Annotated in this window: 12 protein-coding genes; 6 read left to right on the top strand and 6 right to left on the bottom strand. The window is 42.6% G+C overall.

The window, feature by feature from the left end; all coding sequences use genetic code 11:
- Positions 1 to 9 precede the first annotated feature (9 nt).
- The 5 genes from EHQ62_RS09115 to EHQ62_RS09135 all read right to left on the bottom strand — a co-directional run bounded on the left by EHQ62_RS09115 (position 10) and on the right by EHQ62_RS09135 (position 4,547).
- Positions 10 to 441, bottom strand: coding sequence for a universal stress protein (locus tag EHQ62_RS09115; protein WP_135642079.1), 432 nt, complete (start codon positions 439 to 441; stop codon positions 10 to 12).
- A gap of 154 nt (positions 442 to 595) precedes the next feature.
- Complete coding sequence (locus EHQ62_RS09120; protein WP_135642082.1) at positions 596 to 1,399, bottom strand: ABC transporter permease; 804 nt, start codon at positions 1,397 to 1,399, stop codon at positions 596 to 598.
- Entirely contained in the window at positions 1,389 to 2,306 is a 918-nt protein-coding gene (locus tag EHQ62_RS09125) for an ABC transporter permease (protein WP_135642084.1), read from the bottom strand. Before EHQ62_RS09125 ends, EHQ62_RS09120 begins: the two co-directional genes overlap by 11 nt.
- 10 nt (positions 2,307 to 2,316) lie before the next feature.
- The gene (locus tag EHQ62_RS09130) at positions 2,317 to 3,342 is read right to left on the bottom strand and encodes an ABC transporter ATP-binding protein (protein ID WP_135642086.1); all 1,026 of its coding nucleotides are present in this window, start codon (positions 3,340 to 3,342) and stop codon (positions 2,317 to 2,319) included.
- A 35-nt stretch (positions 3,343 to 3,377) separates the two neighbouring features.
- Entirely contained in the window at positions 3,378 to 4,547 is a 1,170-nt protein-coding gene (locus tag EHQ62_RS09135) for an ABC transporter substrate-binding protein (protein WP_135642088.1), read from the bottom strand.
- A gap of 138 nt (positions 4,548 to 4,685) precedes the next feature.
- On the opposite strand from EHQ62_RS09135, the gene EHQ62_RS09140 reads away from it, so the two are divergent.
- From EHQ62_RS09140 to EHQ62_RS09155, 4 genes are read left to right on the top strand one after another with little or no spacing between them, the layout of a single operon-like run.
- Entirely contained in the window at positions 4,686 to 6,143 is a 1,458-nt protein-coding gene (locus tag EHQ62_RS09140) for an NAD-dependent succinate-semialdehyde dehydrogenase (protein WP_135642090.1), read from the top strand.
- The gene (gene gabT, locus EHQ62_RS09145; protein WP_135642092.1) at positions 6,140 to 7,429 is read left to right on the top strand and encodes a 4-aminobutyrate--2-oxoglutarate transaminase; all 1,290 of its coding nucleotides are present in this window, start codon (positions 6,140 to 6,142) and stop codon (positions 7,427 to 7,429) included. The genes EHQ62_RS09140 and gabT overlap by 4 nt, the downstream gene beginning before the upstream one ends.
- 7 nt (positions 7,430 to 7,436) lie before the next feature.
- Positions 7,437 to 8,882, top strand: a complete 1,446-nt coding sequence (locus EHQ62_RS09150) for a gamma-aminobutyraldehyde dehydrogenase (protein WP_135642094.1) — start codon at positions 7,437 to 7,439, stop codon at positions 8,880 to 8,882.
- A 43-nt stretch (positions 8,883 to 8,925) separates the two neighbouring features.
- On the top strand, positions 8,926 to 10,239 hold the full coding sequence (locus EHQ62_RS09155) for a DUF389 domain-containing protein (RefSeq protein ID WP_135642096.1): 1,314 nt from the start codon (positions 8,926 to 8,928) through the stop codon (positions 10,237 to 10,239).
- A 56-nt stretch (positions 10,240 to 10,295) separates the two neighbouring features.
- On the opposite strand, the gene EHQ62_RS09160 is transcribed toward EHQ62_RS09155, so the two are convergent.
- Positions 10,296 to 10,943: an LIC_11490 family protein gene (locus tag EHQ62_RS09160; RefSeq protein ID WP_135642098.1), complete on the bottom strand. Its 648-nt coding sequence runs from the start codon at positions 10,941 to 10,943 to the stop codon at positions 10,296 to 10,298.
- 85 nt (positions 10,944 to 11,028) lie between these two features.
- Here EHQ62_RS09160 and EHQ62_RS09165 point away from each other — a divergent pair, with 85 nt between their 5' ends.
- Positions 11,029 to 12,270, top strand: coding sequence for a hypothetical protein (locus tag EHQ62_RS09165; RefSeq protein ID WP_135642100.1), 1,242 nt, complete (start codon positions 11,029 to 11,031; stop codon positions 12,268 to 12,270).
- The gene (locus EHQ62_RS09170) at positions 12,270 to 12,734 is read left to right on the top strand and encodes a chemotaxis protein CheX (protein WP_135642102.1); all 465 of its coding nucleotides are present in this window, start codon (positions 12,270 to 12,272) and stop codon (positions 12,732 to 12,734) included. Before EHQ62_RS09165 ends, EHQ62_RS09170 begins: the two co-directional genes overlap by 1 nt.
- Positions 12,735 to 12,743: the final 9 nt, after the last annotated feature.

Raw genomic sequence — 12,743 nt, forward strand, 5'->3', positions numbered from 1 at the left:
AAGCCAAATTCACCTAACAACAGTTACTGAGCAAGGTGCATAATGTACAACACGATCAGAAACACTCCCCATGATGAATCGACCCAAGATTCCGTGGCCTCGGCTTCCAATCACAATCAAATCTGCTTTTTCTCTTTCAGCCAATTTGCATATTTCTTCAGCAGGATACCCTTCCAATACCACTCGGTTCCATTTCACAGAGGTCTCATCTAAAATAGGATGGATTTTTTCAAACCTTTGTTCAGAGATCCACTTCACACGGTCAGCTCCTGGTGGCGCTGCATCATAGTATCCTGGTAAGGGACCAAAGTCTTCAATGACTTCTACAACGTAACAGACGGCATTACTGGCTTTGGCAATTGCAAGCCCAAATTCTAAAGCTTTTGCAGAACTGGGGGAACCATCAATGGGGATGATGAGTTTTTGAATCAATTCTTCCATGCAAAGATCCTACCATATCCAAAGGGTATAGGAAAGTGAATTTCCTTTGATAATTGTCAAACGAATCTAACAATCATTCCAAATCCTGTTTTTAAAGTTCGGAAAGAAACCTGTGGTGTGTTCCTGACAAATCTATTTCAGAATCGGAACCGTTTTATTTCTTTCGACCATCGTCTTCTTTTGTGAGGTAGTATGCGACAAGGATGGGTATCGTTGTCACAAGGATCACAAATACTGCCACCACATTTGTCACAGGCCTTTGTCTTGGACGAATGAACTCGGTTAACATCCAAATCGGAACCGTAGATTGTTGCCCTGCTGTAAACGTTGTGACAATTACTTCATCGAAAGACAAAGCAAAAGACAACATTCCGCCAGCTAACAATGCTGTAGCGATATTTGGCAAAATCACAAAACGAAAGGTTTGCCAAGGATTGGCTCCCAAATCCATAGAAGCTTCCACCATGGAATGGGAACTCCTACGTAACCTAGCCAAAACATTATTGTAAACAGTAACAATACAAAACGTTGCGTGTGCAATGACAATGGTCCAAGTGCTAAAAGGAATTCCAAATAAAGACATGGCCGAGCGAAGTGAAATCCCTGTTACAATCCCCGGAAGTGCAATCGGTAAAATCACGAGAAAGGAAATAACTTCCTTTCCAAAAAACTGGCTGCGATAAACAGCAAGGCAAGCGAGTGTTCCAAGAAAAATTGCAATGAAGGTTGATACCAATGCCACTTGTGAAGACAAGATGATGGCTTCCCAAATATCATTCCTATCCCAAGCCACTCCAAACCATTTGGTTGTAAAACCAGGTAGGGGGAATTGGAATGTTTTTTCATCAGTCGAAAACGCATACATGATGATGATAAGAATCGGAATGTGAATGAATAAAAAACCGAGTAAGGTGGCCGTTTTTAATCCAATTGATCCTAAGTTCCATTTAGAGTGCATCGAAAGCTCCTAATCGTTTCGCAATCGATAGGTATACCATCATGATGATGATGGGGACTACGGAAAAAGCTGCAGCAAGTGGAATGTTCCCTGCTGTTCCTTGGTGTGTATAAACCGCCATACCAATAAAATAACTCGAATTTCCAATGATGGTAGGGATGATATAATCACCAAGTGTTAAGGAAAAAGTGAAAATGGAACCTGCGACTACCCCAGGGAAAGCCAAAGGCAATATCACTTTACGAAAGGTTTGCGAAGGCCCTCCCCCTAAGTCAGAGGATGCTTCGAGTAAAGATTTTGGAATTCTTTCCAATGATGCTTGGATCGGTAAAATCATATAAGGAAGCCAAATGTAAACAAATACCAAAAACATCCCAATGTATGAGAAAGACAAGGAGCTACCACCAATCACAGGGATGGAAAGAATCACATCTAACACGTGCAAGAGACCAAGTCGCTCCAAACACCAGGTGAGGATCCCTTCCTTTGCCATGATCAGTTTCCAAGAATACACTTTTACCAAGTAACTGGACCAGAGCGGCAACATCACACCCAAATACAAAATGGGTTTTAATTTGGGGCCCGCGTTCATAGCCATGTAATATGCGATTGGGAAGGCAATGATCGCACTGACCACTGTCACTGTGAATGCCATCGTTGTTGTGCGGATGATGATATCCCAATTTGTACTTTGTCGGAACAAATCATAATAGGATTCGAATGTAAACTCACGTTTGATGACGCCAGAAAAAGAATCAATGGAGAAAAAACTTTGGATGAGCAGTGTAAACAAAGATCCTAAGTAAACAACACCAAGCCAAATGAGAAGTGGTGCCAAAAGCAAAAAAAGAGCCAAACTCTTTCTATAAAACAAAAAGGTAAAAAACTTATCAAAGGTACTCGTCATTATTTTTGCCTTATAACAAGTGTACGTCGGCATCTTTCCAACCGACAAGGACTTCAGATCCAACAGCAATATGATCTGCTGATATTTTTAAGTTTTGAGTGGATGCAATGATTCGAGAGCCATTTGGTGTTTCAAAATGCATTTTGGAAGTAGCACCAGAATACACTTGGCTTTTCAAAATTGCCTTAAAGGTTCTATATCCGGTTGAATGGTTGTCTTCTTTGGCATTGGCAAAAACATGTACCCTTTCTGGACGAACCATTAGTTTGCCATCTTTACCGGTAAGGCGTTTGGTTTCTTCTACGCTTAGGATATTGGATGTTCCAACAAAGTTGGCAACAAACTCTGTTTTGGGACGGTTGTACAATTCTTCTGGAGTTGCAATTTGTTCGACTTTCCCTTTATTAAAAACAGCAATCCGATCAGACATGGAAAGTGCCTCTTCTTGGTCATGGGTCACAAAAATAAACGTGATCCCAACTTCTTTTTGGATGGCCTTAAGTTCCAATTGCATCTCTTCTCTCAGTTTTAAATCGAGAGCACCCAATGGCTCATCTAACAGAAGTACGCCGGGACGATTGATTAATGCCCTTGCAAGCGCAATCCTTTGCCTTTGTCCTCCAGACAATTCTGATGGCTTTCGGTTCCCCACATCGGGGAGACGCACCATAGAAAGCATCTCTGAAACACGTTTGGCAATCTCTGCACTTGGAAGTTTTTTGATTTTTAACCCATAACCCACATTTTCTGCAACGGACATATGGGGGAAAAGGGCATAATCTTGGAAAACTGTGTTTACATTTCTTTTATAAGGAGGAATGCCAGTGACATCAACTCCTTCCAAAAGAACCCTTCCTGAACTTGTATCTTGGAAACCTGCCACCATACGGAGGCAGGTAGTTTTACCAGACCCGGAAGGGCCTAACATCGAAAAAAACTCACCTTTTTTTATCCCAAAGGAGACATCATCCACCGCTATAAATTGGTCGAATTTCCTTGTTACATTTTGAAATTCAACATCGTAAATTTGGTCCATTCTATCTCCTTTAGAACTCTTATGATGTTAGGATTTTATTTGCTTCCAATAATGGAAATATAATCTTCTGCCCATTTTTTATAAGGCACACATTTTCTTCCACCGGAACAATCTTCTTTTGGAGTTCTCCAAAAAGAGATTTTTTCAAAGTTGTTGAATCCGTTTACCGCACAACCAGTGTCCCCTAGTAAAGCATTCCCTTTACAAGCAGAAGGAACTGATGGAACCGATCCAAACCAAGAAGCTAAGTCACCTTGCACTTTTGGAGAAAGAGAGTGTTCCATCCATTTGTAAGCACAGTTCACGTGTTTAGAATCTTTGTGTAACATAGTGCTATCCGCCCAACCAGTTGCTCCTTCCACAGGAACAATAGAAGCCACAGGTTGTTTTTCGCTCACAAGTAAGTTTACTTGGAATGGCCAAGTGGAAGAAGCAACTAAACCTTCTTTTTTAAAGTCGTCCACTTGTACCATCGCATCATGCCAGTATTTTGGAACAAGTTGTCTTTGTTTCTTTAATACTTCGATCACAGCATTGTATTGTTTTTCATCAAGTTCGTATGGATCTTGGATCCCTAACTCAGGTTTTGCGACTTTGAGATACAAAGCAGCATCGGCAATGTAAATTGGTCCGTCAAACGCTTGCACTCTTCCTTTGTTTGATTTTCCATCTGGGAGTACTTGTTCTTCAAACACAACACTCCAACTAGTTGGTGCTTTTTTAAAAACTTTTGTGTTGTACATAAGTACGTTTGGACCCCATTGGTATGGAACTCCGTAATGTTTTCCATCTACTGTATGCCAAGGAGCATTTTGCAAACGAGAGTCTACATTTTTCCAACTAGGGATAAGATCCGTGTTGATCTCTTGGACTTTGCCACCTGCAACCAATCGAAGGGAAGCATCACCTGATGCAGTGACAAGGTCAAAACCTCCTTCGTTCATAAGTGCTACCATCTCATCTGATGTAGCGGCAGTTTTTACATTTACTTTACAACCTGTATTTTTTTCAAATTCAGTGACCCAGTCATACCCTTTGTCTGTTTCACCACGTTCAATGTAACCTGGCCAAGCAACGATGGAAACTTCTCCCTCGCCTTGTCCAATTTCGGAAACCTTTGTTTCTTTTTTACCGCAGGCAACCGCGAATGCGATTGAGGCTACTGCTGTAAAAAAAACCACTCGTTTGTATGAATCGAATTTCATAAACCTATGTGCTCCTGGTTTTACTTATGTCAGGCATTAGATACCAAAAATATAAAATTAAGCAACCAATTCTGGAGTTTTCAAAAAAAAGGTAGGAATTTTTAGGAGGCAAGGTTTCTGTGAAAGCACAGGTTTGGTATGAAATACATCAAAGACAAAGACCTTTTTCGTCAGGAAAATTTCATTGGTGGGGTTTGGTGCCCTGCCGAAAACAAAAAAGAAATCTTAGTACAAAACCCTGCCACGGGTGAAACCATAGGGAACATTCCCCATTCCACTGAAAAAGATACATTGATCGCCATTCGTTCAGCGAAGGGTGCAATGGAGGACTGGAAGTCTCGACCTGCCAAAGAACGAGCAGGAATCCTTCGCAAATGGTTCCAACTCATGATGGAAAACCAAGAAGACCTTGCTCTCATCATGACACAAGAACAAGGTAAGCCACTAACAGAAGCTAGGGGAGAGATAGCATACGCCGCTTCTTACATTGAATGGTTTGGAGAAGAAGCAAAACGCCATTATGGAGATGTCATTCCTTCCCATAGAAAAGATACAAGGATCCTTGTTTTAAAAGAACCTGTGGGTGTTGTCGGAACCATCACTCCCTGGAATTTTCCTGCCGCTATGCTTGCACGGAAAGTGGCACCGGCACTTGCCGCAGGTTGCACTGTGGTTTCCAAACCGGCAGAACTCACCCCCTATTCAGCGCTTGCGATGGCAGTCCTTGCAGAACGGGCAGGGCTTCCAAAGGGCGTTTGGAACGTGTTAGTTGGCGATCCAATCTCTATCGGGAAAGCAATGTTAGAAAGTAAAGATGTTCGGAAACTCAGTTTCACCGGTTCTACAAAAACAGGGATGTATCTGATGGAAAAATCAGCCCCTACTTTGAAAAAACTTTCCCTTGAGCTTGGTGGCAATGCACCGTTTATCGTATTCGAAGATGCTGATTTAGACGAAGCCGTCAAAGGTGCCATGTTATCGAAATACAGAAATACTGGGCAAACTTGTGTTTGTGTGAATCGGTTCCTCGTGCACACATCTGTGGCAGAGTCCTTTGCCAAAAAACTCGCAGAAAAAACAAAGGAACTTGTAGTAGCCAATGGAATGGAACCGAGTGCTAGCCAAGGTCCATTGATCAATGAAGCTGCAGTAGAAAAAGTCAAATCCCATATCCAAGATGCAGTTGGAAAAGGAGCGAAAGTTTTAATCGGTGGCAACACACACCAATTAGGTGGAAATTTCTTTGAACCAACCGTTTTGTATCCAGTGAATTCATCTATGATCGTGACCAAGGAAGAAACCTTTGGTCCTGTCTCTTGCATCCAAACCTTCCAAACAGAAGAAGAAGCCATCAAACTTGCCAATGATACCGACTTTGGACTTGCCTCCTATTTTTACACGAAGGACATGGCTCGCATTTTTAGAGTCGCCGAACAGCTGGAATATGGGATGGTAGGCATTAATGAAGGGATAATTTCTTCTGAACAAGTCCCTTTTGGTGGAGTCAAATTTTCAGGAATGGGACGAGAAGGCTCCAAATACGGTCTCGATGATTATACGGTAACCAAATATCTCTGCCTCGGAGGAATCAAATGACGGGCAATCAAAAACAAACCAACAAAACTCTATGGGAAAGAAGATTAAAAAATGTTCCGAGAGGAGTGACGACCGCCTACCCTGTGTTTGCTGAAAAAGCAACCAATGCAGAAATTTGGGACATAGAAGGAAAACGATTCATCGACTTTGGTGGTGGGATTGGTGTACAAAACACTGGCCATTGCCATCCGAAGGTGGTCGCTGCCATCCACAAACAAGTGGACAAAGTGTTACACACCGCTTTCCAAATCATGCCTTACGAGCCATACATTGATCTTTGTGAAAAATTAAATGCCAAAGCACCGATAGATGGAGAAGCAAAAACCATTTTATTTTCTTCTGGCGCGGAAGCACTTGAGAATGCAGTGAAAATTGCGAGGGCAGCAACAGGAAGGCCTGGGATCATCAGTTTCCTCGGTGGGTTCCATGGCCGTACCATGATGGCACTTGCGTTAACGGGAAAGGTCATTCCTTACAAAAAGGGATTTGGTCCGTTTTCCAGTGATGTCTACCACATCCCTTTCCCAATGGAATACCATGGTGTGACAGAAGAAGATTCCTTAAAAGCTCTTAACAATTTATTCAAAGCAGATATTGATCCAACCCGAGTGGCAGCAATCGCCATCGAACCCGTGCAAGGTGAAGGTGGTTTCTACATTGCTTCTCCCAGTTTCTTAAAAAAACTAAGAGCCATTTGTGATGAACATGGGATTTTGCTTATTGCTGATGAAGTACAGTCTGGTTTTGCAAGGACTGGAAAACTTTTTGCCATCGAACACTCTGGTGTGAAACCAGACCTCATCACCACGGCAAAATCTTTAGCAGCTGGAATGCCACTCTCTGCTGTGATTGGAAAAACATCGATTATGGATTCTGTGGAACCAGGTGGACTTGGGGGAACGTATGCAGGGAACCCTGTTGCTTGTGCTGCTGGCATTGCAGTGATGGACCTCATCGAAGAAGAAGGGATCCTTCAAAAATCAGTGAACCTCGGAAAACTTCTCATCCAAGAACTAAACGAAATGAAAAAAACCAATTCCAATATCGGCGAAATACGCGGATTAGGTGGAATGGTTGCCTTTGAACTCGTAGAAAATGGAGACCCACACAAACCTTCTGCCGACATGGCAAAAAAATTAACGGCAAAAGCATTAGAACATGGACTTGTTTTACTTTCTTGTGGTGTGTATGGAAACGTAATTAGAATTTTAGTTCCCATTACAGCGGAAGAAAACATCGTAAAAGAAGGCCTAAGTATCATAGCAAAATCATTAAAGGAAATCTAACCCAAGTATGAAACAGTATAAACTTTGGATTGATGGGAAATGGACTAACTCTTCCGGCGGGAAAACCATGGGCATCGAAGACCCAGCAACTGGCAAACAAATTGCAAAGGTGATTGATGCCAGTGCCGCAGATGTTGACAAAGCAGCAAGAGCCGCACACAAAGCCTTTTATGATGGCCGGTGGTCCGGACTCACACCAAGCGAACGTTCCAAAGCCATTTGGAAATTAGCAGACTTACTCGAAGAAAAAACCAAAGAATTTGCAAAATGGGAATCTCTGAATGCAGGGAAACCATACAAAAACTTAAGTTTGGCGGGAGACATTCCCTTTGCGATTGATAACATTCGTTTTTTTGCAACTGCTGCACGGGATGTCCATGGTAGCCGAGCCAACGAATACCAACCAGGATACACTTCCATCTTACGAAGAGAACCTGTAGGTGTTGTTGGACAAATTGCCCCTTGGAACTACCCCCTGCTTATGGCGGTTTGGAAATTTGGCCCAGCACTGGCCGCAGGTTGTACTGTGATCTTAAAGCCAGCACCAGGGACACCTATCACCACACTCATGTTAGCGGAACTCACCAAAAAAGCAGGCATCCCGGATGGAGTGATCAATATAGTCACAGGTGGGAATGCCACAGGACAGGCCATAGTGGACCACCCTTTGGTTCGTATGGTTTCCCTCACTGGATCCACAGGCACTGGAAAGAATATCATGAAGTCCGCATCGGATTCTTTGAAACGGGTTCACTTAGAACTCGGAGGGAAAGCACCACTTGTTGTGTTTGATGATGTTGATATCAATTTATTTGCCGCAAAAGCGACGTTTGGTGCCACATGCAATTCAGGCCAAGACTGTACCGCGGCTACTAGGATCATCGTACCTAAGACTTTACAAAAAAAGATCACCGATGCCGTGGTGGATGCCATGAAAGCAGTTAAGGTAGGAGACCCATTCCAAGATAAAACCGAAATGGGGCCACTCATCTCCCAAATCCATAGAGAACGAGTGATGGGATTTATGGACCGAGCTAAAAAACAAGGTGCCAAAATCCTCACAGGTGGTGGCATTCCCAAAGGTTTGGACAAAGGATATTTTTTTGAACCAACCGTTGTGACTGATGTCAAACAAAACTTCGACATTGTACAAAACGAAATTTTTGGTCCTGTTCTCACCATCCAATCCTATGACAAAGAAGAAGAAGCGGTGAAACTTGCCAATGATGTCAACTACGGACTTGCATCTTCCATTTGGACAAAGGATGTAGCGCGCGCTATGCGAGTTGCAAAACAATTGGAGTTTGGAACAGTGTGGGTGAATGACCACCTTCCACTTGCATCCGAGACACCACACGGTGGTTTCAAACAATCGGGATTTGGAAAGGATCTATCGATTGAATCCGTGGGAGATTACCTCATCACAAAACATGTGATGGTCGGAGGGGTTTAAAATCTCATTTACATTTTAGAATTCTTTGGATGTCTAATACTCCATGGCATCCAAAGAAAATTCTATTGTCTCTTTTTTCCAATGGTTAACCCCACGTTTCCACTTACTTGATGACCTAGACAAACCAGGCACGATAGAATCTGTCCAAAAAGGAGGAGAACTCGTTGGTTCCAATCTTTGGACACTTATCTTTGCGATCTTCATCGCAAGCATAGGCCTCAATGTCAATTCCACTGCCGTCATCATTGGAGCCATGCTCATCTCTCCCCTCATGGGTCCCATCGTTGGGATTGGATTTGCAGCAGCAACCAATGACTTTGACCAACTCAAACGTTTTTTACGCACACTATCTGTAGCCACGATTGTGAGTATCATCACCTCGTTTATTTATTTTTCACTTTCACCCATCAGTGAAGCACAATCCGAACTCTTAGCACGCACAACACCTACCATCTATGATGCCCTGATCGCTCTTTTCGGGGGAGCAACTGGGATCATAGCCAACACAAGAAAAGAAAAAGGGACTGCCATCGCGGGGGTTGCCATTGCAACGGCCCTTATGCCTCCACTTTGCACCGCAGGATTTGGACTTTCACAAGGGAACTTACAATTCTTTTTTGGAGCAATTTATTTATACCTCATCAACTCGATCTTCATTGCAATTGCTACTTTCATTTTTGTTCGTTATATGGACTTTCCGAAAGTGGACTGGGGACTATATAAAGAAAGAGAAAACAAGGTAAAACTCTATTTATCTCTTTTTGCTTTCATCGTCATCATTCCTTCCGTATTTACTGCTTATCAAATTGTACGTTCTTCTTTTTTTAAAGGGAAAGCAGAAGAATTCATTCGAAAAGAAATCATCACGGAAGGCCGAAGGGTACTCGAAAAGAACATTGTGTACGGTACAAAACCAAAACTGGAAATCACACTTCTCGGCACAAAAATTGATCCCACCCAGGAAGAAGAGATAAAAAATAAAATGAAATACTATGCAATGGAAGGAACCGAACTGGTTTTACACCAAGACCTTTCCACTACGGGTTTGGACAAATTAAAATTTGAAATCCTTTCGGAGATCTACCAAAACCAAATGGATTTAGGGAAACTGAATACAGAACTCATCGCCAAAGAATTGAGAATATTTTTTCCAAACTTGGTGTCTGCTAGTTTTGCCAAAACAAAAAAGTTTGATATGAATGAGAATCTTTACAAGGACACCAATTTGTTTGATTCAGAATGGAAAAAACTTCCATCCAAGGATGACATGGATAAGTTGGAAGCATACATCCAATTGCGATCTGGTGAAAGAGACATTGAACTGGTCACGAGACTAAAGGCCAATCCAAAACCTTAGGGCCTTGCGTGCTTGTGAACTGAAATGCAGCTCACAGACTAAGCACATTTGTTTCGTTATGTGAGGGCGGCTTGTTTCAGAAACTCTTTGAAGGTATCGATTTCTTTGGTGAAAAAAACAGGTTTTGGAGATTTCAAATCCTTTAATAAAAACACAATGCCTTGGTTGTGGAGGACCACTTGGTCGAGTTCATCAGGTGTGTAGGTGTAGGTCACATTCCCCGAGTGGAACAAAAACCTTCCGTTGTCTTCCTTTAACGTGCCACTGCCCACACGTTTGAAATTACGAAGTCCATCTTCCAAAAGGTCTAAATCCTCTGAACCTTCACCAAACGGAAGTTTCCCGCCATGGTCCAAATACAAGGTCCCATCAATCGTAAAATGACTTTCCTTAGGAGGTACTGGTTCTAATTCCAAATTCCCAGATTCGGTTGGCCTAAGCACTTCTGATTTTTGAACAACAGAGGGAGTTTGTTCTTCTGGGTAGGAATAGGAAAGGTGGCGGTCATCGGGTATCGAACGTTCCCTGCGAATCCTTTCATCCAGCTGGGGCGAAACAGGTGGCGCTTGGGGCATTCGGAATGGGCTTTGGTTTGGGACTTTTCGGGATTGGTAAGCTGTTTGTTTTGGTTTCTGCGGGGAAAGTGCCACGTAAATGAAGCATAAAACTCCCACGAGGATCATTGCGAATGCGGCAAACAACATACTACCTATATTATCTGGCCAAAGTACAAATCCCTTGATTACATTTTTTCTTTACAAGGGGTTTGGAAACGGAAACCTTTCCTTTATGTTCGAAGATGAACCCTCTACCCTCAAAGAAAAAATTTATCGTACCATCATTGCTCTCTTTTTATTCATATTGGTAGGAACCTTAATCATTACCTTTTTGCCAGGAGACGCGGAACAAAGTCTCATCGGTGCTATCACTGGTCAAAATTCGACTAAAGCAGGTTCTGTAGCGGGGAGGAGCATCCCTGTGGACTATTTCAATGCTGCCAAACGTGATTGTTATTACGCATACCAACAATATGGTCGGGATGCCGCACAAAACCCAGAGGTTTTGAATTCCTGCGCCTACTCCGCCGTCCGTGAATTGTACATTGCCAATGACATTGCCTCTTCTGTAGGATTCCAAGTATCAGAAATCAGCATCAAACGGGAGATGTCAAAACAAGCTCGTGAGATCCACAAAGAATCCGTGAGCCAAGCAGGTTATGGGGAAGAAGATTCCAGATCCCTTTCGGAAATTTACCAACAAATTTACCGTTCGGCCCCGATGAACTACCGCATCGATTCTGCCACTCGGTATGCCCTTTTCCCTAACTTCCTCGAACAAAACTTCAAACCGACAGAGAACGAAGTGGAATTAGAAAGTGAAGCCAAACGTGCAAAAATTTCTTTCCGTTTGGTCGCCATCAGTGAAGTCAACTTACTCAATGCAGTGGAAGCCAAAATCAATATCACCGATGCAGAGCTCCAAAAGGAATACGAAAAGGAAAAACAAGAAGGCACTCTCTCGAAAGACCCAGCTGGCAACTTTGTTAGTTTCGAAGTGCGAAAACCCCTCCTCCTCTCCAAACTCAAATTTGACCGAAAACGAAAAGAAGTAGAAGTTTGGAAAGGCCGCATCAGTCAAAAAATTTCTGAACCAAATGCCTTGGATGCAATTGCCAAAGAATCAGGACAAACCATTGAAACCGTTTCTGGGGTCTCACTCTCTGATTTGAAACTTGTGACTTCTAATAAAGGCAACAGTTACCGATTGGCCAATTCGAGCCAATTCTGGGAATCCCTCGCAAACGACCCTTTTGGTAAAAAAACAGTGGTGGGTCCTTTCTCTGACAATGACAAACAAGTTTATGTAGAATTTGGGGAATTATCTTACGGACAACCCACAAATTCAAAACCACAAGACCAAGCTTCAGATTTTTTGAAACAAAGACAACTTTACAGCTTTTTTCTTGAAATAAACCAGTCCTTAGCAGCAGAATACAACGTAGAGAAAAAAGGCCTTCTCTCTTTAGAATAATGCAAATCAAAGCCGACTTCATCAACCCCTTCCTGGAAGCAGCCACCATCGTGTTTCGCGATGTATTACAACAGGACCTGATCCGCGGGAAAATTGGGATCAAAGATTCACCTGCTCCAAGCCATGAGATTGCCATCGTGATTGGAGTTGTGGGTTCTTTTAGTGGTGAAGTTGTTTATAGCATGAACTACGATGCAGCGTATAAAATTTCACGTACCCTCGTTCCAGGTTTGTCTGATGAAGATGTGAAAAATGAATACAAAGACATCTTAGGTGAGATTGCCAACATGACTACGGGTAATGCGATGAATATTTTTACATCGGCAGGCCAGTCAGTAGAGATCACCACACCCAACATCCAAGAAACACAAAGCACTTCCGTACGTTTCAATAAAAAGCCAACCCTTTCCATCAACTTATACTCTAAGTTTGGAAGGATTGAAGTGAATGTCGCCATCGCTTGATGGCGTTTT

The sequence above is a fragment of the Leptospira jelokensis genome (assembly GCF_004769635.1).
Taxonomy (GTDB): Bacteria; Spirochaetota; Leptospiria; order Leptospirales; family Leptospiraceae; genus Leptospira_A; species Leptospira_A jelokensis.